A 24,968-nucleotide genomic window follows, 5' to 3' on the forward strand; every position below is an offset into this window, starting at 1 on the left:
TGTTACTCTCCATATCCATAATAGGATCCAAAGCTTCGTCCGGTTGGCGAGAATTTCGTGCCATTCAGGAGCAATTGGATATTGTCACAGCCCGCCATCAGGCTCAGCGCATCGCGCAGTGCTGTTTCCTCTGTTTCATCGGCTTTTACGATCATCACCACTTGCCCGACATGTGTCGCAAGCACGGATGCTGGCGAGGCTGACAAGGCGGGCGGTGAGTCAAAAATTACGATCCGGTTGGGATTGTTCTGGGTTAACCGATTAAGCACCTCTTGCGTCCTTGAAGAAGCAAGATATTCGGTATCTGCATTAGTCTGCTCACCTGCCGGCAAAATCGCCAAACCGGCAATGTCGGTATGGATGATGCAGTCTTCGACCGGCAGTTTCGGGTCGGCCAACGCGTCCATAAGACCTTTGCTACCTTCGAGGCCCAAGCTGGAAAGGATGCTAGGCTTGGCGAAATCGGCATCGACTAGCAGCACTTCATTATCTTTCTCTGCCGCTATGGAAAGCGCCAAATTCAATGCGCAGAATGTCTTGCCCTCATTGGGGTGTGCTGAACAGATCAATATGCGTTCACCATGCGGCAACGCGGCTTGCTTTGAAGTGCCCTTGGCCGCCATCAGCAATTGGCGCTTGATGATCCGAAACTCTTCGGAAATTCCGCTGACAGGCCCGTCCGGAACAACAAAACCAGCTTCCCGCAGTTTATCACGATCAACAATGACATGAGGGCCATGATAAGCGGCCGCCCGTTGCGGGGTCGTCGATATAACCTGCCCAGCACTTGCCGCTTCCGGCGGCAGAATATCTGGTCCGTAGTTCTTCGAAGATCCCGCTTTTTTTGACGGCACATAATCATAAACTTGCGCAGCCCGTTCAAGCAGTGAGCTGGATTTGCTGAGGGGGTTATATTTGTTCATGTTCTCTCCTCAAGCCACCATGCCGCGCTGGATAAATTCGACGACCATCAGCAAAGTAAACACCCCGAACAATGCGCCACCAGCGCTGTAAAACAGACGCATTTTCTTCTGTCGAATGGTCCGTTGGCTGCTCGTCAGTATCTGCGAAACCGAACCAATTACAGGCAGCCCGCTGGCTTTTTCCAGCCGGGCCGATGTAGGATAGCTGGTTCGCAGCTGACCCAGCGCAAAGGCGGCACCTACGCCTCCGCCAAGACCAATAAACAGGACCAAAGCCAGCAATAGTGGCCGGTTAGGAGCGGCGGGAGATCGCGGGCTCGACGGCGGGTCGATAACCTTGAATTTGATGGAATCGGTTTCTGATTCGACTTGACCGCGCAATTTGATCTGCTCACGGTCCTGCAACATCTTGTCATATTGGCTTTTCAGCACGTCATAGTCGCGATTAATCCGGGCCATTTCAGCCGCAACGCCAGGTTCCAGTGACTGTTTGGACGCCAGCTGTGCCATGTCTGCTTGGATGGCGTTTTTCCGCGCCTGCAGTGCAGCGACCGAAGCCTGACGCTCTGCCCGCATACTTTGTAGCGAGCTATAAGCAGGATTAGGCGTTCTGTAGCCAGATGATCCGGACCCTTTGGGCTCTGCCGCAACTTGCGCGCGTAACGCTGCAATCTGGCTCTTCATAGCAATAATATCAGGATGACTATCCGTCCAACCACGCGCCCGCGCCGATGCCAATTGTCCCTGCGCTTGTGCAAGCTGCCCACGCGCACCGCCGCCAGAACTGCCACCAGCAAATCCGGGCGTCGCGATGGTCGCTGGTGTGCCGGATAACTGACCATTTAAAGCCGCCAAAGAACTGGAGGCAGACGCCAATTGCGATTCTATCTGGCTAAGTTCGGCGCGGGACGCTTCCATACGCTGACTGATTGAACCAACGCCCGGCAAAAGCCCCAAATTCTCTGTCTCGAACTGCACCCGTTTCTGTTCTGCTTCCTGCAAATCCTTTTCGCGGCTAGCTAGCTGTGCATCCAGAAATTTCAGTGTCTGGCTTGTTTCGTCGCGATCGCCCGACAGGTTTTCCTCGACGAAAATATCAATCATTTTCTGTACAATTTCGCGTGAAAGGACCGCGTTTTCCGCATCCGACAAGTTGCTCGCTGATGCGGTTGCCGTGATTTCAAACAGATTGTCTTTTTCGGATTTGATTTCGATGTTTTTGCGAAGCATCTCGACCTTGCCTGCCAATTCACGGTCAGTGGCGACGGACAGGTTCAAGTCGGTACCGCGAACCACCTTTTCCAGGTTGATAGTCGAAGCCAATGTCTCTTGAACCCGGTCCATGTTTCGTTTCCGGTCTCGGGATTCAATACCGACCTTGTCAGACAGGATGGATTGCATTTCGACAAACACACGCGCTTTGGATTCATAGCTATTCGGGATCAGCGCGATAACAAGCCAACCCAAAAGACAAATGCCCCAGGTCACAGCCAATGCAAGCCAGCGCCGGTTCCAGACACTGTGCAAAGCTATTCGAATTTCATCATAAAGGCCGTTCATTGGTCTTTTCGATTCCTGTAGGTTTGCAACGAACGCCGCCTAAAACATGCTCTTTGGAATGATGATCACATCACCGGGACGCAGCATCACATTGGCCTTGGTTTGACCCCGATCGAGCAAATCGGCGATGCGCAAGGCATATTCCTGCTGCTTGCCAGTGCCGCGATTATAGCGGACCAGACGCGCTTTGTTGCCCGAGGCAAATTCAGACAAACCGCCAACAGCGATCATCGCATCCAGCAACGTCATATTCGCGCGGTAAGGAATGGAAGCGGGTTTTTCAGTAGCCCCAACGACCCGGATTTGCTGCGAGAAGGTGCCTGAGAAATTGTTGACGATCACCGAGACAAGCGGCTCATTAATATATTCCGATAGCTGCAGCTTGAGGTCTTGAGCGAGCATCGCAGGTGTTTTGCCGACAGCAGGCATGTCAGTAATCAGCGGGGTGGTAATCCGGCCATCAGGGCGAACCTGGACTTTCGCGCCCAGTTCGGGGTTGCGCCATACAAAGATTGTCAGCTCATCAAGCGGTCCAATAACATATTCTTCGCCTGGACCTTCTTGCATCGACACAAATGATGCGGGCGGCAACTGCGGACCGGAAGAGGTACCGGAACATCCGGCCAAAGCCAGCGACATCATACCGGCACCAATCATATATTTTGCCGGTGTTATATTTTTGAACGCAGCACTCATTATCATTACCTCGCAAACAGCCATTGGTGACCAACCGATTCCGTCCGGGAACGGGCCGATCACACATAGTCACGAGGAAGCTATGGGTTAAAATAGTGAAGATAGCGTTAGGATTGACTGAAATTAAGGTTAATATTCGGCTGTTTTCGTAGGACTATAGAGTCCGCTGGATTTAACCGACCAATATCTCTTTGGCCGGCCCCTGTCCCAAGAAATTTGCAGGGCTAGCGGTTGCGCCATAGGCACCGGCGCAGAATATAGCGACAATATCACCAACCTCGGCAGTGGGCATTTCCGCTCTATCGCTCAACAAATCCAGCGGTGTGCAGAGGCAGCCAACAATCGACACCACCTCGTCCGCAGCCTGGTCATAGCGGGTCGCAATCGCAGCAGGATAGTTACGACGAATAACCGTCCCGAAATTGCCGCTTGCCGCCAATTGATGGTGCAAACCACCATCGGTGACCAGAAATATCTCGCCCTGGCTCTTTTTGCGATCCACAATCCGGGTCAGATAGACACCCGCTTCACCAACCAAATAGCGCCCCAGTTCGAGGGCAAATTGGGTGTTCGATAATATCTCGGGTAACTTCGAAAATTGTTCCTGCAAAGCGGCGCCAATTCGTACAACATCAATCGGTTCGTCCCCGGGAAAATAAGGTATCCCAAAACCTCCACCCAGATTGACATGCTCGGGACTAAGGCCGATTTCTTCTGATAGCCGTGCGGCTAACCCTATCGTTTGCGCCTGTGCTTCGATAATTGCATCGGTTTTCAAAGCCTGCGAACCAGCAAAAATATGAAACCCCCGCCAATGGGCGTCAGCCGCCAAAATTTTCTGCACTGTGGTGACGACGAGATCGACATCCATGCCAAATTGTTTGGCACCGCCACCCATTTTCATGCCTGATCCTTTGAGATCAAAGTCGGGATTTACGCGAATGGCAAGGCGGGGTTTCAGCCCTTCCTTCTTACCGATTGCCAAAGCGCGGTCGCATTCGTTGGGAGATTCTATATTGATAGTTATACCGGCGCGGATGGCTGCAAGCAGCTCGTCATCACGCTTGCCCGGCCCGGCAAAGCTGATCTGCCGAGCAGCCGCACCAGCGTTCAAGGCCATCTGCAACTCGCCGCCGGATGCAATGTCAATACCATCGACAAGCCCGGCCATGTGGGAAAGCACCGGCGCATAGGGGTTGGCCTTCATGGCATAGTGAATATGCAATCGCCCGGGCATAGCGTCGCGCAAAGCCTCAATCCGGCTATCAAGGTGGTTTTTGGAGTAAACGAACAGCGGTGAACCATGTTCGTCCGCCAAAACACTGGCTTTGGCACCAGCGATAGCAAGCTCGCAATCCAGACTCGCATAACCAGCAGGTATTGGACCAATGGGTTTAGCTTTCTTCATATTTTTGCATTCTTTGCCAAAGCATTGCGATCTATCTTGCCGTTGGGGTTTTTGGGAAATTCTTCGACCGTCGTGATATCTTGTGGATGCATAAAATTGGGTAAATTGCGCTTGAGATATTTGCTCAATTGGGCGTCAATCGCATCGCGATCTGCGTTGCTGGCTGGCCGGATATAGAGGTGGATGGCATGTCCCAATCGTTCATCAGGTACACCGATGGCTACTGCTTCGGCGGCTAATCCTGATCCCACCGCTACTTCCTCAATCTCCGTTGGACTTATCCTGTTACCGGAGCTTTTTATCATATTATCAGTGCGCCCGACAAAATAGAGCAATCCGTCTTTCTCACGCCGAACCGTGTCTCCTGACCAGACGGCCAGTCCGCCATATTCTGATTCCTCTGGCGCTGGTTTAAAGCGTTCCGCAGTCCTTTCAGCATCCCGCCAATAGCCTCGCGCCACAAGCGGCCCTGCATGCACCAATTCCCCTTCTTCGCCAATCGCCGCAATCTTGCCGCCATCGCTGACAACCATGATTTCGGCAAACGGGATCGCCATGCCCATGCTGGTAGGATTGTCATCAATCAAAGCGGGGTCCAGATATGTCGAGCGGAAAGCCTCAGTCAGGCCATACATGGCATATAAATCTGTTTTTGCGCCAAATATGGCGCGCAATTGCTTGACCAACGGTGGCGTCAAAGCCCCGCCACTATTGGTCAATCGCCGCATGGACGATGATGATGCTTCCGTCCAGTCCTGATCAACAAGTTGGACCCAGAGCGGCGGTACAGCCGCTAAAGTCGTAATCCTGTCACGCGCACAAGCTTTGGTGACATCACGCGCTGTGAGATAATCCAACGGATGAGCACTGGCACCAGCGTACCAGGTTGAAAGCAACTGGCTCTGACCATAGTCAAAGCTCAACGGCAGAACACATAAGGTGCGATCATCCTTCTCCAGCTTCAGATATCGCGCTACACTGACCGCCCCGAGGCTAAGATTAGCATTGGTAAGCATAACGCCCTTTGGGAGTCCGGTCGATCCGCTGGTATATAATATTGCCGCAAGCGATTCTAAGTTATCTGACGCTGCGCTAGGGGCCATAGGATCATCGATTTGCTTCAAATCGCTTAATATTGAAGCTTCATCCCAAATCACACATTTTTGGTCCAATGGGTTGCCATCGAACGATTTTATCCGTCCACTGTTGGTAATCAGGAGTTTTGCGCCACTATCCACCACGATATGGTGCACTTGTGCCGGTTTCAGTACCGGATTGACCGGGACGTGCACCAATCCCGCCCGGACCGCAGCCAGTGGCATGATGCAGGCCAATTCGGTCTTCGGCAGCCATGTGGCAACCCGGTCACCTCTATCCAAATTCTGCCTATCTAACCACCGCGCCAGCATGCCCACACGATCATTTAACATCTTGTAGGTAAGAGACCCCGAACGCGTCACCAAGGCCGTTGCCTCTGGATCGTTCCCAATGGCAAGTCGGTCCAATGGGAAGGCCGTGTTGGTAGATTGAGTGTTCAAATGCTTGAGCCTATGGGAAAAAGTAGAAAATTGTGACAGACGTGACAGTGACCATGATCAATGAATATCACGATAATTTTCAGTCAGCGCAAGCCGTGGCGGGTGAAAAACTTGGTCGAACCGGTCAAAAGTCGCTGTTTGACCGGCTTGATTGGCTGAAACCCCTGCATGAGCTATGCCTTCCGGGGAACCAACCTCTTATTATCCAAAGTGCCGAAGATGATGCGCAAGCCTGGTTGTTCCTTATGAAAAAAGGTTGGGGCAGCTATACCGCCCTCGCCAACTGGTATAATTTCATCTATCGCCCGATTTTCGCCGGAAATGGACCAGACGAACATGACGAAGTCACCAAATTGGCACTGCTTGCCAGCGTTGCTAAAAACCTCTCTTCTAAATGCCATCGTGTCGAAATCGCTCCGATTCCGGAAGAAGATCATGCGGCCAGTCTGACCGAACGTGCATTTGAGCAAGCTGGTTGGGTGGTTTTCAAATCGAAAGCCGATGATAATCACATCCTTGTGGTGAATGGCCGTACATTCGACCAATATTGGGCGGAGCGGCCAGGGCAATTGCGCAACACGGTCCGGCGTAAAGCGAAGAAGAATATCGTTTCCATTCGGGTTGAGACCGAGTTTTCCGAAGAACATTGGGCCGACTATTGCGATGTTTACAGCAAAAGCTGGAAGCCGGAGGAAGGCAATCCCGATTTCCTGAAAAATATCGCGCAACAGGAAGCAAAGGCCGGATGTTTGCGCCTTGGCCTTGCTTATATCGATGGCAGGCCAGTCGCAGCACAATTCTGGACCGTCGAAAATGGCGAGGCCCTTATTCATAAGCTGGCCCATATTGCCGATGCGACCAAATCATCACCGGGTACTTTGCTGTCGGTGGCGATGTTTCAACATGTGATGGATGTCGACGGTGTTAAGCTGATTGATTTCGGCACCGGCAATGATCCGTATAAACGCGAGTGGATGGAAGAAGTTCGGACACGCTATCGTTTGGAGATGTTTTGGCCGAACAATCCGCTTTCTTGGCTGCCAATCCTGCGATACCGGATGTCAGCCCTTGTAGGAAAGCGAGGATCGCTTTAGGGAGGCGCGGTTGTCCGGAGTCGGGGGTTTGTTGATGTCGGAAAATATGGAATTAACGCCGGAAGCTGCTGTCCGCGCCGTTATGCAGGACATTTTGGGACTGGATGCTGCTCAAGTGGCCACGTTTACCGCAGATACCGAGCTTTTCGGCGCTCTACCCGAATTGGACAGCATGGCTGTTGCAGGCCTTTTGACCGAGTTGGAAGACCGTCTCGACATCATGATCGAGGATGACGAGGTTGATGGCGAGCTATTTGAGACATTTGGGAACCTCGTCGCTTTTGCCGAGATGAAAGCCGCCGAGTGACGGCAGCGCTCGATTATGCGCGTTACCATTTTGAAGGCCATGACGAGCTTTGCCTGAGGGCTGGAGTTGGTCATCCCACGACCATATTGATCATACCCCCGCTGTTTGATGAAATGAACCGTATGCGGCGGATGCTGGTCGATATGATGCGGTTGCTGAACGAACGGGGCATTGGCAGCGCATTGCCCGACCTGCCCGGCATGAACGAAAGTCTTTTTCCCCAAGAACAAACCAATTTGATGATCTGCCGGCAAGCGCTTGTCGAATGTTTCGCAACCTTACCAAAATGTCGGCACATCGCATCCTTTCGCAGTGGCTGCTTGATAGACGATTTCACTGATAGCGCTGAAAAATGGCGACTGTCACCGGTAAAAGGCTTGAAGCTGCTGCGCATGATGATGCGCGCCCGTATCGCTTCCGACAAGGAGGCGGGGCTGTCAACCGACATGACGCAATTGGCGGTGGAGGCCGAACAGGGTCATGTGAACCTGGCTGGTAACCATATCAGTTCCACGCTGTTTTCCGAGCTGCAAGACGCTGCGCCTGAACCATCCGATATTATCCGTACGGCGGTATTGGAAAACAATGCATCAGCGGCAAATGTGCGGCTCGCGGGCTCGGCCTTGTGGCTGCGCGCCGAACCTGGTGATGATATGTTGTTATCGGGCGCGATCGCCACCGACCTGACGTCGTGGATAGCAGCATGACCCGGTCGTTTCATCAATTCATATGCAAGGACGCATTACTCGCTGGAACGCTTGACAAAGGCCCGCATCCAACAGGATTATTGATTGTTAGCGGCGGCAACGAGATCAAGGCCGGTGCTCATGCTGGCATGGCGAAGCTGGCGCAAGAAATTGCCAGTCAGGGCTTTCCCGTCTTTCGCTACGACCGCCGAGGCATTGGCGACAGCAGCGGCCGTAACCGCGGTTTTCTGGACACAAAGGCTGATATCGAGGCTGCGGCGGCGTGTTTCCGCGATGAGATCCCCATGCTCAAAAAACTTGTCGCCTTTGGAAACTGCGATGCCGCCTCGGCTTTGGCGCTATTTGGCTCTGATATCGACATTGATCGGGTCGTACTCGCCAATCCGTGGGTGATCGAAGACGCTGATCCTGTTCCTCAAAAACCAACCAAACCGCCGCCTTCTGCTATCCGGTCGCGCTATTGGCAGCGGCTGAAGAATCCCAAGACAATTCTCGATCTTTTAACTGGTAAGATAAACTTCAGAAAGCTTGCCATCGGCCTCAAGCAAGCCGCTCAAAAACAAGAAAATACTAGCCTGTCCATCCAGCTCAAGGACGGGCTGATCCGATTGCGCAAGCCCACCCGCATATTGCTGGCGAGCCGCGATACCACTGCGCGGGCTTTCCTCGCGGCGTGGCATAGCAAGGACTTTGCCGATGCCAGAGCTTTGCCGAATATTACGAACGAAACGCTAGATAGCGCGTCTCATAGCTTTGCCGATGACCATTCCAAGCGTTGGCTGGAAAGCCAGCTTCTGGAAGCACTCAAAAACGCCTGACCTATTTATCCGCCGGTTTATTCGGCAGCCAACAGCTCAAATTCTTCTTCAGCCAGGAAACGCTCTGCGTCCAAAGCAGCCATGCAGCCTGTTCCTGCGGCCGTTACAGCTTGACGATAGACATGGTCCATAACGTCACCACAAGCAAATAAGCCCGGAATTTTGGTCTTTGGCGTACCCGGCTCGACTTCGATATAGCCGCCGTCGATCAGGTCGAGATGGTCTTTGAAAATCTCCGTCGCCGGCGCATGGCCAATCGCAACAAAGGCCCCATCCGTCGCCAAATGGCTCTTATCTCCGGTCTGCGTATCCACCAGATCGACACCAACCAAACCCACCGGATCGCCGCCGCCGACAAATTTCTCAACCGTTTTGTTCCAAAGCACCGTAATTTTCGGGTTAGCGAACAACCGGTCCTGCAGAATTTTCTCGGAGCGCAGACTGTCGCGGCGATGGATCAACGTCACATCATCGCTGTGATTGGTCATATAGAGCGCTTCTTCGACCGCTGTATTGCCGCCGCCGATTACCACGACTTTTTTACCGCGATAGAAAAAGCCATCGCAGGTCGCACAGGCGGACACGCCCTTGCCGCCAAGCTCCTGCTCGCCTTCCACGCCAAGCCATTTGGCCTGCGCACCGGTGGCAATGACCAGTGTATCGCCTTCATAAACGGTTCCGCCGTCACCAGTCATACGAAACGGACGCTGCGATATGTCGACGTCGACAATTGTATCAAACATCGTCCGCGTGCCGACTTTATCCGCTTGCGCCTGCATTTCTTCCATCAACCACGGCCCTTGCACAACGTCGCGGTAGCCGGGATAATTTTCCACATCGGTCGTGATGGTCAGCTGACCACCCGGCTGCAGCCCCTGCACCACAATCGGTTCCAACCCCGCGCGCGCGCCATAAATAGCGGCGCTCAGCCCAGCAGGGCCGGAGCCCAGGATCAGCATTTTGGTACGATGTGTCTCGGTCATATTTCCATCCTAGATTCGTTTCGTTCCACATAAGGATGCAAGACCGGACTCGGCAAGAGGCGACGCGAGAAGAATCGCTGTTGGCGGAGATGTTTTTTGTTTTGCGGGGGGAGGAGTCTTTGTTTGACCTCAAGCGCCGGGCGCGGGCATCCGCCCGCTTGGCTTTCCTCGCATAAGCTCGGGCGCGCAGTCGCGCTTGCCTCGCTGCGCTCGGACGATCCTCTAGAGTTTGGCACCAAACCGACGCGAAGCGGAGGCAAGGCCGACCGGCCGCCGCGCCTTATTGGCGCGTAGCCAAGGGCCCGGATGGGCCCGCCCGGCGCCTGAGGGAATAAATAAAGACTCCCCTTCCCAAAGTTCACACAATTCTCACAGCCTCTTGTTTCTCGGCATCCTCGCCTTCCTCCTGCTCATAAAAGCCGCTGCGCTCCAAATACCCGCTGCGCTCGGCCCGTTCCCATTGGAGATCATCCCAGTCCTCACAATCCGCGACATCCAGGTCCGACACATCAATATCCTCCGGTGCCATCGCCTGGATCGCCTCGCGTTCGCTATGGAGAGTGATCGCCGCCAGCAAATCGCTGTTGGACCGCGCATCGCTCGGGGCGCTTGCCGTCCGGCCAGCGGCCTCAATCTTCTCGACCAGTTCTGCGCAATCCTCGCCCTTGCCAATGCCGTCGAGCAGATCATCAAAATGCTCCGCTGCCACCCGTGCCGGCTTGCCCGCCAGATCAATCCCGTCGGCCATCTTGTCGAGCCGCGCCATGGCGGCCAGAAACAAGGGCGCGCTCCAGCGGGTGCGCATGCCCACTTCCTCGCCCTGATGCCATACCGCCTCGTTCCAGCCATTGAGGCCCTTATCGAGCAGCGCATCCTGATAGATATCGCGCGCATGGATAAGCGCCGCATCCCACGCCCGGGCAAAGGCCCGCGCGTCCGGCCTGCGCCGCAGTTTATACGCGCTCTCGCGCGACAATCCGGTATAGGCGGCGGCTGCTTTGACATTACCGGTTCTTGCCAAGGCTTCGAGAAACACCACCTGCCGGTCCGGCGACCAGCCATCATGGCGTTCCCTGGGCTGTGCCAGATCATCAGCGGCGGGGATATCGGTGAAGCTGTCGTGTGAAGGGAGTTCGGTCATCTGCTGTTCCTTGTTCTATGGGGGAACAGAGAAGATAACCTATCTGGTTATTTGTAGGAAAGGGCGGATGTGGAATACTCACAACACCGCTAAAAAACCATCACGCTGACACGTTCGGATAAACCCATAATAAGACAGATTGACCTCAATCTATATGGCGGATGCGCGGGGAAAGCAGTATTTCTATACTATAGTGTAAAGTTCGGTAGTTTTTTGCGTAAGCCTGCAGCTCAGCTCAACATGAGGACTGGTTTCATGAAGTTACGCAGCCTGAAGTCTCTTTCCACTGCCGTCAAATTCCGGAACGGTGCCCGTATTTTTGGGACTGGGGCCGCTAAGACCGGAACACATAGCATCGGTGAAATGTTCTCCGACGCGGTTTTTGCTTTCCACGAACAGGATGCGGAGAAGCTTATCCGTCTTCATCTGGAGCGTGAAACAACGGGCAATGCCAAGCCGCTCCATCGCTATTTGCGTGTTCGCGACCGCTTGCGTAATCTCAAGATCGACAGCTCTCAGATCAACATTTATTTGATCAACGATTTGGAGCAATTATTCCCCGAAAGCTTATATATATTGACGATCCGGCGGCCACTGGACTGGCTGCGTTCGATGATTGATGACAGCCTGAGGCGGGATACGACCGAAACATGGTTGCGCTTTCGCGACTATCGCTTTGGTCCCAAGGCATCTCTGCCACATGAAACGCCTTTGGAAACGCGTGATCTCTATTCTGTTGGCGGATATCTCAAATATTGGACCGATTCGATCGAAAATGTCATCAGTCGGGTCACGCCGGAGCGCCTGCTGATCATCAAAACGCATGAAATTTCGGGGCAGATCGAACAGATTGCGCATTTTTGCGGCATCCCTGCGGAAAGCGTTACGCCTGAAAAAACCCGGTCATTTGTCAATCCGGAGCGCTTTGGAGTGCTTGCGGAGCTGGACCCGGAATATTTGATCGATACGGTCGAAGCCGCGTGCGGCGATCTTACTGCCGAGCTGTTTCCTGACTATTCCATTCGGGATGCTGTTGCGGCTCTGAAAGTCGCTTAAGCGGGTTTGCGGCTATTGGCGGTGCGTGCTGTTCGCACTGGCGGCAGGGGCTTTCTGAAATGTGATTTTCTGGCAGCTTTGCGCTTCATATTTTGGCTTTGTGGAACGATCTTCAGGTAGGTCGGCGCGTTACACCCGGCCTTTCGGTCGGGAGTTTTTCCGGAAATCATCCCCGGGATGATTTCTTTTTCGGAAAAACTGGTAGCGGAGGAGGGACTCGAACCCCCGACACATGGATTATGATTCCACTGCTCTAACCACCTGAGCTACTCCGCCAATAGTTTTTGGCTACGACCAGAGTCGCTCCCAAAAATCCTTGGACCGCGGCGCTATAGTCATAGCGTTCTGATCGGTCAACAAGTTGCCGGTCATTTTCTTATGCTTGCAACGATACTGGCTTCCGCGCTAACAGTCATGCCCTTGCCGCTTGGCGGCGCAATGGGGCCAAATATGAATAAATCCTATGATATATTGATCGTTGGCGCGGGGCACGCCGGGGCGCAAGCCGCCATCGCGCTGCGTCAGCAGAAGTTTGAAGGCTCTATCGGATTGATGGGTAATGAGAAATATCCCCCTTATGAGCGCCCACCATTGTCCAAGGAATATCTTGCCGGAGACAAGCCGTTTGAACGCATCATGCTGCGACCCGAGAGTTTTTGGGGCGAACGTGACATTGATCTGCTCACCGGATGCCGCGTCTCAAAAGTTGATCCGATGGATAAGACGGTCACGCTGAGCACTGATGATGAGGTCGGCTATAACAAGCTGATCTGGGCCACAGGTGGCACACCGCGGATGCTCGACTGTCCGGGTAGTCAGGCGCGTAACATCCATGCCGTGCGATCTCGCGCCGATGTCGACAAGATCATGGCTGCCCTGCCCTCCACCGAAAAAGTCGTGGTTGTCGGCGGCGGGTATATCGGGCTTGAGGCGGCCGCTGTGTTCACAAAGCTTGGCAAGAAAGTGACGATAGTCGAATCACTGGACCGGGTTTTGTCGCGCGTCGCCGGGGAGACCTTGTCGCGCTTCTATGAAGAAGAACATCGCCGGCAGGGTGTAACCGTAGAACTCGAAGCGACGGTCGAGGCCTTTGAAACCAATGATGACGGCATGGCAACCGGCGTAAAACTGTCCGATGGCCGTGTTTTGGAAGCCGAGATGTTCATCGTCGGCATCGGCATCATTCCCGAAACTGGCCCGCTGGTCGCTGCGGGAGCCGCCGCTGGTAATGGCGTGGACGTCGATCAAACATGCCGAACCAGCCTGAATGGGATTTATGCCATTGGTGACTGCGCCGCGCATAGCAACCGTTTTGCCGACGGCGCGCATATCCGGCTGGAGTCGGTACAAAATGCCAATGATCAAGCCAAAGTGGCCGCGCTGGATATCATGGGCGAAGAATGCGAATATGATGCGGTGCCTTGGTTCTGGTCAAACCAATATGATCTGAAACTGCAGACCGTCGGCCTTTCCACCGGACATGACGAATATATCGTCCGGGGTGATCCGGCGAACCGGTCCTTCTCGATTGTATATTTGAAAGACGGTAAAGTGATCGCGCTTGATTGTGTCAATGCCACCAAGGACTACGTGCAAGGCCGCAAAGTCGTGGAAGGCGGACTATCGCTGGACCAGACACAATTGGCCAATCCCGATATACCGATCAAGGAAGTTGAGAGCGTTTAGCCGCGAAACGGCCATTCACCGATCAACTTCCAAGGACCGTCCATATAATAGTGCAGCGCCAGACCCTTGATCTGAAACGACCTTGGTTCGAAATCGAGCGACAGCCGGTTTAACAACTCTTTCGCTTCTTTGGCGGACACCTTGTTTTGCACGGTAATATGCAGCCGGGGTGTCTGTTGGTCCTGCGCAACCAATAGGCCGTGAAACCGATCGGCCATGTCCATCCGTATATCGAGAAGCTCTGGCGAATGCAGTTGATAGGCAACCCCGCTTCCAAGATGGATCAGGCGTTGCAGTGAAGTTATTGGTGGCGCGCTATATTGAGTGATTTCTTTCACCGCCTGTTTGATCTCGCTTAGCGCTTGGGGCGGCAGATGGTGAAACAAAGTGATATGCGCTGGCAGGATATTGCGCTCTGGCGGATAATGGGCGCGGCGAAGAGCATCGGCCCAGGCCAGGTCCTGTTTGCCCATCATGGCAGTCATAATGATCGGTTTGCTAATTGCAGTCATGCAACCAGACTATCCCCAAAACAAAAGGACCGCGAACGAATAATCGCTCGCGGTCCTTCCGGATTTCATGCGTGTCGAGAATTAGGCTGCCTGACGCGCGCTTTCCTCTTCGGACAGCCAGGACAGGATGTTTTCAGGTGACGTTTCACCATAAGGATCGCTGTCGACGCCATCGTCGTTGATGCCTGGTTCTTCAAACCATGCGCTAATCACGCCGTCATCCACGATCATTGCATAGCGCCAGCTGCGATCCCCGAAACCGAGATGGTTTTTCTTGATCAACATACCCATCCGGCGCGTAAAATCGCCGGAACCGTCGGGAAGGAGTTTGACTTTCTCCAGACCGAGAGATTGGCCCCACTGATACATGACAAACGCGTCATTGACCGAGATGCAATAAACTTCATCCACGCCTTTCGCTTTGAACTCGTCATAGAGGCGCTCAAATGCCGGGCATTGTTCGTTCGAACAGGTGGGAGTGAACGCACCGGGTAAAGAGAATACGGCAATGCGCTTTCCGGCAAACAAATCTTTGGTATCAACGTCTTGCCAGCGAAAGGGGTTTGGGCCTTCGATGCTGTCATCACGGACGCGCGTGCGCAAGGTTACTTGGGGGATATTTTTACTAATCATCGATATACTCCATCAGGTTGAAAACGCTCATATAGAGATGTTTCTGGAGCGTTAAAATTGATAAAGTCAATCGTCGATATTCACTGTCTCGATCACTAGAATGTGGCAGAAAATCGCGATTTTATTGACCCTCAATCGAACGCCTAATGGCTTCAAAAAATAGCGCGGATGATATCGGCAGAACAGACTCGAAGGCACCATTCCTCAGCAGGCTGATTAAATAGGAAATGCTTATATAGTTTCGCCCAGAATTCTGGTTTACAAGGACGGTTATTCGATGGATGGCCAGGCAAAATCGGCCGCAGGGAGGGTACAAGCATGACGCAAACCGGGAAGATGCCGGTCTGGTTCTGGATCGCAGGGATATTCGCTTTGCTGTGGAACGCAATGGGGGTTCTCGCTTATGCTGGCGATATCATGATGACAGCTGCGGATTTCGCCAAGCTAACCGAGCAGGAACAGAATTTATACGCCAATCGGCCCTATTGGGCGACGGCGGCTTTTGCGGTCGCGGTGATCGCTGGTTTTTTAGGATCAGTCATGCTGTTGCTGCGCAGGCCAATTGCGGTACGGCTGTTCCTGCTGTCGCTACTCGCGGTATTGGTCCAGTTTAGCAGCTATTTCATTCTCGATGGCTATGCCGAATATATCAGCAAGGACGGATGGTTCATGCCGATATCTATTCCGATTTTGGCCATTATGTTTTTTCTCTTCGCGCGATGGTCGGAGAAAAACGGACTGCTGGGACGGTCAGGTTGAGGTACTAAATGGTGTGAAGTTCGTCGACTCATCATAGATATCAACGCCTTCCCGCCGTTTCAGCCAACCGATCACCATATAGGTCACCGGCGTTAACACCGCCTCCCACAACACTTTCAATAGCCAATTGGTGACCATGACGGTCAAGACAGCGGATGTTTCCCACACGCCCCAAAAAGCCAGCGGATAGAAGATCATGCTGTCTACCCCCTGCCCCACAACCGTTGATCCGATGGTTCGCGACCACAACGCCTTGCCCTTGGTCCAGACCTTCATGCGTGCCATCACGTAGCTATTCACAAATTCGCCGGCCCAAAAAGCAATGATGGAAGCTGCAACGATCCGCGGAACCTGACCGAAAACACTTTCATAAGCGGCCTGCCCTTCCCATCCGTCTGCGGGCGGCAAGGATACTACGACCCAGCTCATAAACGCCATGAACAGCATGGCACCAAAACCCGCCCAGATAACCCGGCGCGCGCGCGCATAGCCGTAGACTTCAGTCAAAATATCACCGATCACATAGCCGAGCGGGAAGAATAATATCCCGGCCCCGTAAACCCATTGTTCACCGCTGATCGTCACAAATGTTGGCTTGGCTGCACCGATGATGTTGGAGAGCAAAAGAATGGTAACAAAGGCCGCCATCACGAAATCAAAATATCGGAAATTATGCCCCGCCTGACTGGCGGCACTGCTGCGCTTTATGGGATCGGTGCTCATCGCCTGATGATTAGCCAATCTCCCCCAAGTTTCAATAATATAACTGTTAGCTCTGAACGATGATGAAATTCATGGACCAAAGCCGCATAAAACTGCTCCATCGGGAAAGATTGTTAGCGTGGCTAAGAAAACGTGCCGTACCAGAACCGCTTGTTGACGCCTGATTCCGTCCTGTCCATAGGAATTCCAAGGGCTCTGCGGGTTACCGTCTTTTGGGCGAGTTCATCCCTCAATTCAATGTCGATATCCAGGATTTGCCCAGACTCGACACAAAATTGCCAATGATCAAAAAACTTTGCTTTGGCCTCCGGCGCGATTACATCATTGAAATCCAATTTCAAAGCAGAGACAAACCCGGCATGATCATGCCACGCCTGGTTGACTTCAATCAGGTCACCATTTTCATCAGAAACCCAGGTTACAATAGGGATTGTATCAATACGATTTCGCGTATGAGCGAGCGCTTCCTCATATTTCTCCTGCAATGATACGGTTGCAGTCATATCAACACTTAGTGCAGCAATCCCAACGCTACCGTCGGGCAAGGGTAGTGGTACTTTCGTTGATCGGAAATGACGGGTTTCGGCACCGGCCAATGTCCACTGTTCTAATACAGTATGAGGCTCCCCCGATGTTTTAACCAGTGCATCATTTTCCTCGATCGCTTTGCCTTCTTGGTCTTCAACAGCCAAATCCTCCGCGGTTTTCCCCAGAACAGCGCGCGGTTTTTGGCTAATCGTCTGGTTGACGGCTTCATTGGAATAGATAAATGCCCCGTTGGCATCTTTCGCATAGACGATGAGATTCGATGCTTTTGCGAGAGCTTCCAATATTTTTTCCGCCTGCGTTTGAACGCTGATATGCGCAATCAGATCTTCTACATCGGTGCAGGACCCTATCCAGCGGACAATATTGTCATTGCCATCTGTGACCGGCGCGCCCCTTACGATATGCCAGCGATATTCTCCGTCAAATCTCCGAAACCGATATTTGGTGTCATATTCCGCACCCTTGGTCCAGCTTTCCAGCCAGGTAGCCGCAGCTCTCTCGCGGTCATCAGGGTGAATTGCCTTTAACCAACCGTCGCCCAATATTTCGTCTGCGTCCATCCCAGTATATCGCGGAAATTGAGCATTGCTGTAGATATTGGCACCATTGGCATCGCTCACAAAGACAAGAGCAGGAATGGATTCCGCAAGCGTCCGGAATTCCATACCGCCATACCACGGATGTTGCTTGCTTTGGGCTTGTTGCGCCTGCCCGTCATTATCGTTATTTTCCATACGGCAACCACTCCAAGCTTTTATAGGCGGCTATTTATCGGGATTGCCAAAAGCGCCGGAAATCCATCTTTACATCATTGCGATATATCACGAATATCGGACTAGCCGCTATTTTTCTTTTCCGCCAGTTTGGATGACTAAATTTTACTATTCATTGCGCCGGTTTAACATATATCAGTGAACCTGTAATTTATCAGAAGTAAAGGTCCTAAAAAAGGATAATCTTGATGGCTAGTGATGAAAAAACCGATTTAAACCTGATAGAGAATCCTGATGCAATCACGATTATTGAATTGGCAAAACTGGTCCAAGATGAACTAAAATTACGAAAACGATTTTTTAGTGATCTTGTATCGGACGGACATAGCTGGGATGTTCTCCTGACATTGCTCGCTGCAAAGAATGAAAAAAAAGACTCATCCTTGACGGCCATTTCTACGCTGGGAGGCATAAAGGCCACTACTGGCCTGCGTTGGATTGACGTCTTGCGTCGTGAGGGGCTGGTAATCATAGCCAATGACGTAGATGATGGACGCAAGCAGTTCGTGTTTTTGACCGAACGAGGCCAATCGGGAATGGAATCTTATCTTGGTGCCGTTGCCGAATTGCGTCAGCTCAAAATGGTAGGGTGAATCCGCTCTGCTTGCCCCCTTAAAATATCATCATATAGTTGACATAGCCGCCGATCCTGTCTACGCGCTATGCCGCAGAAAACTGCGAATAAGGTGGTTTTTCCAAGGCGCGCGCCCGTAGCTCAGCTGGATAGAGCGCGAGACTTCTAATCTTGAGGCCACAGGTTCGACTCCTGTCGGGCGCGCCAATCCTTTCACAGCTCTAATGAAATGCTATTTTTTGAACCCGCGCTGCACGGCGTCCATGGGTTCGGATGTGATGGGATAACCAATGTCTTCCGGTATACATAGATGGACTCCATCATCGCGTTTTTCGATCGTTGGGGAAACCATTGTAACCGGATGTCGGTTGCTGTGCTCAGCCGCTTCCGCAAAGGAACCGAATTGGGCTAGCCTTTCCAGATTGCGCTTGGTCGGAAAGATGATTTTCACATCCCCCGCATCCGCTTTTTCAAGCACAGCCTGCGCGCTGCTCCAAAACAGATTGTAATTTTCCGTTTCATCGACAGTGGCTTCCGCTGCGTGATCGTCATGATTGATCATATAAAAGCGCGTATCGAAAACCCGCTTCTCTGCAAAAGGAGGACACCATCGGGTAAAGGGTACCAGCTTATCGAGACTCAGCTGCCAGTCAAACTGGCTGCAAATCTCTGACAATATCGTGCCTTCATGCAGCGCCGCTCGTGCTTCTATCACACGAGGTGCGGCCAGGTCGCCTTCCACCGCTACCGCGATACCGGTTTCTTCGATTGATTCCCGGATCGCAGCGATACGCGCTCCATATTCGCCAAGATCATCATGGCCGAGCGTCTTGGCAAAATCATAATCCGCATCATCCACACGGCCGCCAGGAAAAACCGCCGCGCCCGCTGCAAAAGCCATTTTGGCTGATCGCTCCACCATCAACAGATCCGGTGCGGTGCTGCCGGGCTGATCACGAAATATTACCAGTGTCGCTGCAGGAATGGGCTTTGGCATCGGTTTTCCGGTCAGGGCATCGATGCTGTTCGGCTTAGTATTATCTGTCATCGCTTCATATGACCAGTATGGTTCAGCAATGTAAAGCCATTGCGCGAAGCATGTTCGCCATGCTCTGATTTGCCAAGCCGAACGGTTCGTGGCAATCATGGCATATGGGGATTGTGGAAATCTTGGGACTGGCTGGTAGCGTCAGCCTTTTGTCAGGCTGGCGGCTCTATCTCACCGTCTTCGTGACCGGTCTCGCCATGCGGCTGCAATGGATCAGCCTGCCAGAAAATCTGCAGATGCTCGATGCCTTGGCCAATCCGTGGGTGCTCGGCATCAGTGCACTGGGCGCTCTTGCAGAGTTTTTTGCTGACAAGATATTATGGCTGGATAGCGTCTGGGATACGATCCACACCGTCATCCGTCCCTTGGGCGGTGCGCTGCTCGCGCTTGCCGTCGTTGATTCCGGCGATCCGGCTTGGCAAGTCATCATCTTTCTGCTCGGCGGCGGAGCGGCCCTGATGAGCCATGGCGCGAAGGCAGGCGCTCGCGCGATTGTGAACACCAGTCCGGAACCGGTCAGCAACGCAGTCGTCTCGACCGGCGAAGATATCGCGACCGGCGGATTGCTGATCCTGGCTTTTGCCAATCCTGTTGCCGCCCTGATCATCGCATCCGTGCTGCTGATCCTGTGCCTGTTTCTGGTTTACAAGGGCTATCGGCTATGGCGAAAAATTGTGTCGAGCGGCAATTGACCATTAGGCAATCTGCCTCCAGGCAGAATATATCTCGGATATAAATTTATACGCCGTCCGGTTGTTTCTGAGATTAGCGTCCGGATCATCGGCTGCGATCAACGCTCGCACCTGTGCATAGGTGTTTCTTAGATTCTCCGCTAATTCGCCACCGTTTTCCATATCCAGACTAACGATCAGGGAATCCACAATCGACAGCGCCATTACCTGCTGATCGACGATTTCCTTTGTCTTGCCGCGCTCGTGAATAATCGAGATTTCGTCAAGCAGGTTTAGCAGTTCTTCAAACAGGATCGTGATCAATTCATGCGCGTTGGCATTCAGGACCCGTGTGTCTTTTCCAGCAACCGCATAGCCAGATTGTGCCGAATGCATCATATTGATAACCTCTACCCCCAATTAGAAGACTAATCGTTATCGCCGTTCCAGACGGCAATTTGCTGGGTCAGATAACTTTGGGTTGCTTGCAACACAGCTAGCTGACGATCCATATTGGCAAAGGTCCGCCGCAACTGCGTTTCATATTGGGCGCTATCTTCATCCAGTTTGTTACGTGCTTCGAGCAGGTTTTCCTTGATTTGCTCCAGGCGATTCTGAGAAGCTTCCAGCGCGCCATCATCGCCTTGCAGCCGGTCTCTTATCGACTGTAGCACCCCGGCTATCCCCGGATTGTTGCTGTCGGCAGTCAACGGATCAAGCATATTAGATACAGCTTCTGGATTAGCGGCGAGCACTTTATCAAGCCGGTCTTTATCGATCGACAGGGTTCCATCCCGGTTGGTTTTAACCCCGATGTCTGACAGCGCACGATAGGGACCGTTATCGACAAGGGCGGTAGCACCAATCTGGCTTAGAGCGCGCACCATTTCCCGAACGCCGCTATCCCCGGAAAGCGGACCGGCAGAGCCGTCTTCCCCGCCAGGTGCCGTTGCACCATTCAGTGCAGTCCGCAATTGGTTATAGGCATCCACAAATTCGCCAACCAAGGCTGATATTGTCTTTGTCGGTTGATCACCGCTTATCGTAATTTGCGTGCCGGGTGCGGCGGCATTGAGGTTTATCGCCACGCCAGCAATCGCATTTTCGATGCTGTTGCTACCAAAGCGCAAATCGATTCCATCAATTTTAACGAGGGCGTCTGCTGCGTCACTGATCAGGTTCATCCCGCCCCCGCCCGCAGGATAGTTATAGTCGGCAAAGTCTCCGGTCACTGTGAAATTATTACCAGCGCCCTCCTCCCCTTCTAGTACCAGCCTTGCGCCGCTTGCATCCGTCACGATGGAAGCAGACACGCCAGAGCCTGACTCGTTTATGGCTTTTGCAAGATCGTTCAGGCTGTCTGCGCCATTGACCAGTGTGACGTTGAAATTACCGCTGCCAGTGTTGATCGTCATTGTTCCTGCACCGAGCGATACATTCCCGTCTGCTACGACCCCGGAGGCAAGCCGCCGCGACGAAGCCAGTTGTGTTATTTCAAGCGTCGCGGGAAGCCCTTGCGGACGCGCTCCGTCGATGAAATTGACAGTGGCAAGAGACGGATTGCTCGACACCAGATTGCCTGCAAAAGCGCGTCCATCGAGCAAGTCCGAAAGCGCTGTTGCAAAGGTATCAAGCGATGAGGACGCCGATGCCAAAGCCGAAATTTTCAAGCTATTCGCCTGCTCGCGGCTGCGCAGAACAGCCTCTTTGGGTTCACGGGAGGCAGCCAGTAGATCTGCGATTAATTGCCGGCTATTTACGCCGGTACCGGAGCCGATGAAATTGGATATTGAATCAAACATGATCCTCAAAACGGCTGTGGCCGGAATAGCTTTAGATCAATTTTCAGTATTCCCGTCACTGTCGAAACGCAGCTCATCCGGCAGATCAACATGCGGCCGCTCCAACCCATCTGAAATTTGTGCGTCAAGCCGAAACAGGAAGGCAAGCACCGTCGCCACAGCTACATAAAGACGTTCATCAATCACACCGCCGACCGGCGTCGTGAAATATACAGCTCGTGTTAGCATCGGAAATTGGAGCATTGGAACCCCGCGCTCTTCAGCCAATTCACGAATGGCTGTCGCCATTTCCCCTCTGCCCTTTGCCAGCATGACCGGCACAGCATCGATTCCCGGGCGATAGCGTAGGACGACCGAAAAATGCACAGGGTTATTAAGCACCACAGTCGCTTCTTCGACCGCTTTGCGCGTGGATTGAGACAGGGTCGCCTGCTGCCGTTTGCGCTGCTCCCATTTCACCTCGGGCGCGCCTTCGATGTCTTTATGTTCGTCCTTGACCTCCTGCTTGGTCATCCGCAACCGCTTGCCGCGCTGAAACATTTGCGCGGGCAGATCGATGCCCGCGATAATGAAAAACCCGGCAGCCATGACCATCATGATGATCACGAACAGATCGCCAAATTGTCCGACAGCACCGCGTGTGTCTTGCGCGCCCAAAGCAAACATATAGGGCAGATTGGCATAAACCAGCCATAGGCCGATACATCCCAGCAATATGACTTTCGCAAGGGACTTACCCAGCTCAATCAGTCCGCGCGTGCCAAACATCCGCTTCAAACCATTAAGCGGATTAAGCTTGTCCCCTTTGGGCTTCATCGCGGACCAGCGGAACCCCAGCGAACCAAGCAATATGGGCGTTGCAATTGCCGCCAGCATCGTAAGACCGAAAAGTCCAAGAAAGGGCAGCAATATCTTACTGACATGTCGGTAGGTTTGCTCGCTCGGATTAAAATTCTCGATATCCGCTCGTTCGATGCTCAGACCGCTGCTCAGCATTTCGGCGATCGCGTCCATCAACGAACTGCCTAGTGCAGCAAAACCGAGCGCGGCGGCTATGACAACCATTGCGCCGCCCAACTCTTTCGATTGCAGTACGTCGCCCTTCTTGGCGCTCTCCTGAAGTCGCTTTGGAGTTGGCGCTTCGGTTTTCTCTCCCCCGCCCGGCGGTCCCTCTGCCATTAGCCACCCCTTGCCAGGCTATCGCTGTATTCGAGAGACTGAACCAGCGTTTGCGTAATGCCATCCATCATCAATGGCGCTGCCATCGCAAGCATGACCAAGCCCAATGTGAGCGTCGCGGGCAAGCCGACAGCAAAGAGGTTCATCGATGGTGCGGACCGTGCGAGTAACCCAAGAATGATCTGAACCAGCAGCAATGCTGACCCTACCGGAAATGCAATGGCCAGACCTGCTACAAATAAAGAGCCACCGAAGTACGCGAGCCTGAGCGCGGCGTCCGCGGACAATAGACCGCTGCCTGGCGGCAAATGATCATAGCTGAGCACAATGGTCGATGCGAGGATCAGATGGCCGTCCATCGCTAGAAAGATCAAGGTGGCTATAATTGACAAAAACTGGCCAATGACGGGTGTTGATTGACCGGTTTGCGGATCAGACATTGATGCAAAGCCCAAGCCCATGGCGTTGCTAATCGTCTCCCCAGCGACGAAAGCGGCGGCATATCCGATCTGGATCGTAAAGCCGATGGCAAGTCCGATGATGATCTCTCCAGCAATCAACGCAAATCCTGAAAGACTTATCAGGCCATCGTTTGGTAGCTTGATACCAGAGCCGCCCATGGCTGCGATTCCGACTGCCAGGGCGATGATCAAACGCAGTTGGACGGGTACTACTCTTGCACCTGTAACGGGCGCCGCAAAAAAGGCTGCGCCTGGTCTGATCATGGCAAAAAGCCACAACCAGAGCTGTTCTTCCAAGCCTGCAAATCCGGGAGCAATCATTGACGAATGTCAAACCAGCAGCGCCGGAATCCGGTCATAAACATCAACGGTAAAATCGACGATCAGGTACATGATCGATCCGCCGAAAATACCCAGCATGATCGCCACGATCAGCAATTTCGGCACGAAGCTGAGCGTCGCTTCGTTGATCGACGTCGCGGCCTGAATCATCCCAAGCAATAAACCGCCAAGCAACGCTGGCACTAATATGGGTGCCGCTGCCAGTGCTGTTATCCAAAGCGTCTGCTGTGCCATACCAATAAAGAAATCACCGCTATCCGTCATCTGTTAAACCTCTCTAAATAGCGAATGAGCCGGCTAGCGTGCCCATGGTGAGCGCCCAGCCATCAACCAGCACGAACAGCAACAGCTTGAAAGGCATTGAAATAATGGTCGGCGACAACATCATCATCCCGAGCGCCATCAGCGTGGACGCCACCAAAAGGTCGATGATCAGGAATGGTAGAAAGATGAGAAACCCAATTTGGAAAGCGGTCTTCAGCTCACTGGTGACAAAAGCGGGCAGCAGGATTGAGAACGGAATATCCTCCGGTTTCGCGACCGGCGGCGTGTCGCCCAGTTCCATGAATAGTTTCAGGTCCGACTGCCGTGTCTGTTTGATCATGAAACCGTGCAAGGCATCGCCGGAGCGGCTAATCGCTTCTTCGATCGGTATCTCGCCTTCGCCATAAGGAGAATAGGCATCGACGTTAATCGTATCGATAACCGGACGCATCACGAAAAGAGACAGAAATAGCGCCAGTCCAACCAGAACTTGATTAGGCGGAGTTTGTTGCAATCCCAAAGCCTGCCGCAAGATGGACAGCACGATGATGATCCGGGTGAAGCTGCTCATCATCAGAACGATCGACGGCAAAACCGTCAACAGACTCATCAGCAGTAATATTTGTAGCGAGAGAGTCAGCGGCCGACCATCGCCGGAAATATCTTCCAGCGCACGCCCCAGTCCTCCCGATATGGCTTCTTGTGCCCAGGCCGGATCAGCAAAACCAAATAGAAATGCTGCAGCTAATACCACTTTCATT

The 24,968-nt window shown here is 53.0% G+C and carries 27 protein-coding genes and 2 tRNA genes; 10 read left to right on the plus strand and 19 right to left on the minus strand.

From position 1 onward, the window contains the following. Nucleotides 1-2 precede the first annotated feature (2 nt). From J4G78_RS02290 to J4G78_RS02310, 5 genes are all read right to left on the minus strand, one after another. Nucleotides 3-923, minus strand: coding sequence for an AAA family ATPase (locus J4G78_RS02290; protein WP_207988272.1), 921 nt, complete (start codon nucleotides 921-923; stop codon nucleotides 3-5). 9 nt (nucleotides 924-932) lie between these two features. Next, complete coding sequence (locus J4G78_RS02295) at nucleotides 933-2,483, minus strand: XrtA system polysaccharide chain length determinant (protein ID WP_207988273.1); 1,551 nt, start codon at nucleotides 2,481-2,483, stop codon at nucleotides 933-935. A 39-nt stretch (nucleotides 2,484-2,522) separates the two neighbouring features. Continuing rightward, nucleotides 2,523-3,140 (minus strand): XrtA/PEP-CTERM system exopolysaccharide export protein, encoded by a 618-nt coding sequence (locus J4G78_RS02300; protein WP_375140358.1) that lies wholly within the window; start codon nucleotides 3,138-3,140, stop codon nucleotides 2,523-2,525. 211 nt (nucleotides 3,141-3,351) lie between these two features. Continuing rightward, on the minus strand, nucleotides 3,352-4,587 hold the full coding sequence (locus J4G78_RS02305) for a pyridoxal-dependent decarboxylase, exosortase A system-associated (protein WP_207988275.1): 1,236 nt from the start codon (nucleotides 4,585-4,587) through the stop codon (nucleotides 3,352-3,354). Then, nucleotides 4,584-6,125 (minus strand): acyl-CoA ligase (AMP-forming), exosortase A system-associated, encoded by a 1,542-nt coding sequence (locus J4G78_RS02310; protein ID WP_207988276.1) that lies wholly within the window; start codon nucleotides 6,123-6,125, stop codon nucleotides 4,584-4,586. The genes J4G78_RS02305 and J4G78_RS02310 overlap by 4 nt, the downstream gene beginning before the upstream one ends. Nucleotides 6,126-6,157: 32 nt before the next feature. Here J4G78_RS02310 and J4G78_RS02315 point away from each other — a divergent pair, with 32 nt between their 5' ends. The 4 genes from J4G78_RS02315 to J4G78_RS02330 are packed head-to-tail and all read left to right on the plus strand — an operon-like array spanning nucleotide 6,158 to nucleotide 9,051. Beyond that, complete coding sequence (locus J4G78_RS02315) at nucleotides 6,158-7,219, plus strand: GNAT family N-acetyltransferase (RefSeq protein ID WP_243457187.1); 1,062 nt, start codon at nucleotides 6,158-6,160, stop codon at nucleotides 7,217-7,219. Nucleotides 7,220-7,253: 34 nt separating this feature from the next. Further along, on the plus strand, nucleotides 7,254-7,526 hold the full coding sequence (locus tag J4G78_RS02320; protein ID WP_207988277.1) for an acyl carrier protein: 273 nt from the start codon (nucleotides 7,254-7,256) through the stop codon (nucleotides 7,524-7,526). Continuing rightward, nucleotides 7,523-8,233, plus strand: coding sequence for a hypothetical protein (locus J4G78_RS02325; RefSeq protein ID WP_207988278.1), 711 nt, complete (start codon nucleotides 7,523-7,525; stop codon nucleotides 8,231-8,233). Before J4G78_RS02320 ends, J4G78_RS02325 begins: the two co-directional genes overlap by 4 nt. Further along, a complete protein-coding gene (locus J4G78_RS02330; RefSeq protein ID WP_207988279.1) occupies nucleotides 8,230-9,051 on the plus strand; it encodes a hydrolase 1, exosortase A system-associated in 822 nt (273 codons plus the stop codon). Before J4G78_RS02325 ends, J4G78_RS02330 begins: the two co-directional genes overlap by 4 nt. A 17-nt stretch (nucleotides 9,052-9,068) precedes the next feature. Here the strand turns inward: J4G78_RS02330 and trxB are convergent, their stop codons facing one another. Both trxB and J4G78_RS02340 read right to left on the minus strand, forming a co-directional pair. Beyond that, nucleotides 9,069-10,034, minus strand: coding sequence for a thioredoxin-disulfide reductase (gene trxB, locus J4G78_RS02335; RefSeq protein WP_207988280.1), 966 nt, complete (start codon nucleotides 10,032-10,034; stop codon nucleotides 9,069-9,071). Nucleotides 10,035-10,392: 358 nt separating this feature from the next. Further along, nucleotides 10,393-11,175: a hypothetical protein gene (locus J4G78_RS02340; RefSeq protein ID WP_207988281.1), complete on the minus strand. Its 783-nt coding sequence runs from the start codon at nucleotides 11,173-11,175 to the stop codon at nucleotides 10,393-10,395. Nucleotides 11,176-11,430: 255 nt separating this feature from the next. On the opposite strand from J4G78_RS02340, the gene J4G78_RS02345 reads away from it, so the two are divergent. Then, complete coding sequence (locus J4G78_RS02345; RefSeq protein ID WP_207988282.1) at nucleotides 11,431-12,231, plus strand: sulfotransferase; 801 nt, start codon at nucleotides 11,431-11,433, stop codon at nucleotides 12,229-12,231. Nucleotides 12,232-12,430: 199 nt separating this feature from the next. Here the strand turns inward: J4G78_RS02345 and J4G78_RS02350 are convergent. Continuing rightward, a tRNA-Met gene (locus J4G78_RS02350) sits at nucleotides 12,431-12,507 on the minus strand. Between the two features lie 174 nt (nucleotides 12,508-12,681). Here J4G78_RS02350 and J4G78_RS02355 point away from each other — a divergent pair. Then, on the plus strand, nucleotides 12,682-13,917 hold the full coding sequence (locus J4G78_RS02355) for an NAD(P)/FAD-dependent oxidoreductase (protein ID WP_207988283.1): 1,236 nt from the start codon (nucleotides 12,682-12,684) through the stop codon (nucleotides 13,915-13,917). On the opposite strand, the gene J4G78_RS02360 is transcribed toward J4G78_RS02355, so the two are convergent. Both J4G78_RS02360 and J4G78_RS02365 read right to left on the minus strand, forming a co-directional pair. Beyond that, nucleotides 13,914-14,429 carry a 2'-5' RNA ligase family protein gene (locus J4G78_RS02360; RefSeq protein ID WP_243457188.1) on the minus strand — a complete coding sequence of 172 codons (516 nt, stop codon included), beginning with the start codon at nucleotides 14,427-14,429 and terminating at the stop codon, nucleotides 13,914-13,916. The two genes, J4G78_RS02355 and J4G78_RS02360, sit on opposite strands and share 4 nt — an antisense overlap. An 81-nt stretch (nucleotides 14,430-14,510) precedes the next feature. Beyond that, nucleotides 14,511-15,062: a peroxiredoxin gene (locus tag J4G78_RS02365; protein WP_207988284.1), complete on the minus strand. Its 552-nt coding sequence runs from the start codon at nucleotides 15,060-15,062 to the stop codon at nucleotides 14,511-14,513. 318 nt (nucleotides 15,063-15,380) lie between these two features. On the opposite strand from J4G78_RS02365, the gene J4G78_RS02370 reads away from it, so the two are divergent. Then, nucleotides 15,381-15,821, plus strand: coding sequence for a hypothetical protein (locus tag J4G78_RS02370; protein ID WP_207988285.1), 441 nt, complete (start codon nucleotides 15,381-15,383; stop codon nucleotides 15,819-15,821). Here J4G78_RS02370 and J4G78_RS02375 read toward each other — a convergent pair. Next, complete coding sequence (locus tag J4G78_RS02375) at nucleotides 15,813-16,544, minus strand: queuosine precursor transporter (RefSeq protein ID WP_207990337.1); 732 nt, start codon at nucleotides 16,542-16,544, stop codon at nucleotides 15,813-15,815. The two genes, J4G78_RS02370 and J4G78_RS02375, sit on opposite strands and share 9 nt — an antisense overlap. Nucleotides 16,545-16,666: 122 nt before the next feature. Beyond that, nucleotides 16,667-17,827, minus strand: a complete 1,161-nt coding sequence (locus J4G78_RS02380) for a PAS domain-containing protein (protein ID WP_207988286.1) — start codon at nucleotides 17,825-17,827, stop codon at nucleotides 16,667-16,669. A 227-nt stretch (nucleotides 17,828-18,054) separates the two neighbouring features. Here J4G78_RS02380 and J4G78_RS02385 point away from each other — a divergent pair, with 227 nt between their 5' ends. Beyond that, nucleotides 18,055-18,459, plus strand: a complete 405-nt coding sequence (locus tag J4G78_RS02385; RefSeq protein ID WP_207988287.1) for a winged helix DNA-binding protein — start codon at nucleotides 18,055-18,057, stop codon at nucleotides 18,457-18,459. A gap of 111 nt (nucleotides 18,460-18,570) precedes the next feature. Beyond that, a tRNA-Arg gene (locus tag J4G78_RS02390) sits at nucleotides 18,571-18,647 on the plus strand. Between the two features lie 25 nt (nucleotides 18,648-18,672). On the opposite strand, the gene J4G78_RS02395 is transcribed toward J4G78_RS02390, so the two are convergent. Next, nucleotides 18,673-19,488, minus strand: coding sequence for an NUDIX domain-containing protein (locus J4G78_RS02395; protein WP_243457189.1), 816 nt, complete (start codon nucleotides 19,486-19,488; stop codon nucleotides 18,673-18,675). A gap of 104 nt (nucleotides 19,489-19,592) precedes the next feature. Here J4G78_RS02395 and J4G78_RS02400 point away from each other — a divergent pair, with 104 nt between their 5' ends. After that, complete coding sequence (locus tag J4G78_RS02400) at nucleotides 19,593-20,180, plus strand: DUF4126 domain-containing protein (protein ID WP_207988288.1); 588 nt, start codon at nucleotides 19,593-19,595, stop codon at nucleotides 20,178-20,180. 3 nt (nucleotides 20,181-20,183) lie between these two features. Here J4G78_RS02400 and J4G78_RS02405 read toward each other — a convergent pair whose 3' ends face one another. The 6 genes from J4G78_RS02405 to fliP are packed head-to-tail and all read right to left on the minus strand — an operon-like array spanning nucleotide 20,184 to nucleotide 24,967. Next, the gene (locus J4G78_RS02405) at nucleotides 20,184-20,558 is read right to left on the minus strand and encodes a flagellar export chaperone FliS (protein WP_207988289.1); all 375 of its coding nucleotides are present in this window, start codon (nucleotides 20,556-20,558) and stop codon (nucleotides 20,184-20,186) included. Between the two features lie 29 nt (nucleotides 20,559-20,587). After that, nucleotides 20,588-21,961 (minus strand): flagellar filament capping protein FliD, encoded by a 1,374-nt coding sequence (gene fliD / locus J4G78_RS02410; protein WP_207988290.1) that lies wholly within the window; start codon nucleotides 21,959-21,961, stop codon nucleotides 20,588-20,590. Between the two features lie 36 nt (nucleotides 21,962-21,997). Then, nucleotides 21,998-23,140, minus strand: a complete 1,143-nt coding sequence (locus tag J4G78_RS02415) for an EscU/YscU/HrcU family type III secretion system export apparatus switch protein (protein ID WP_207988291.1) — start codon at nucleotides 23,138-23,140, stop codon at nucleotides 21,998-22,000. Further along, nucleotides 23,140-23,922, minus strand: coding sequence for a flagellar biosynthetic protein FliR (gene fliR / locus J4G78_RS02420; protein ID WP_207988292.1), 783 nt, complete (start codon nucleotides 23,920-23,922; stop codon nucleotides 23,140-23,142). Before fliR ends, J4G78_RS02415 begins: the two co-directional genes overlap by 1 nt. Nucleotides 23,923-23,931: 9 nt before the next feature. Next, complete coding sequence (locus J4G78_RS02425; protein WP_207988293.1) at nucleotides 23,932-24,207, minus strand: flagellar biosynthetic protein FliQ; 276 nt, start codon at nucleotides 24,205-24,207, stop codon at nucleotides 23,932-23,934. 13 nt (nucleotides 24,208-24,220) lie between these two features. Next, nucleotides 24,221-24,967 carry a flagellar type III secretion system pore protein FliP gene (gene fliP / locus J4G78_RS02430; protein ID WP_310737243.1) on the minus strand — a complete coding sequence of 249 codons (747 nt, stop codon included), beginning with the start codon at nucleotides 24,965-24,967 and terminating at the stop codon, nucleotides 24,221-24,223. Between the last annotated feature and the right edge of the window lies 1 nt (nucleotide 24,968).

Source organism: Parasphingorhabdus cellanae (assembly GCF_017498565.1).
GTDB lineage: Bacteria > Pseudomonadota > Alphaproteobacteria > Sphingomonadales > Sphingomonadaceae > Parasphingorhabdus > Parasphingorhabdus cellanae.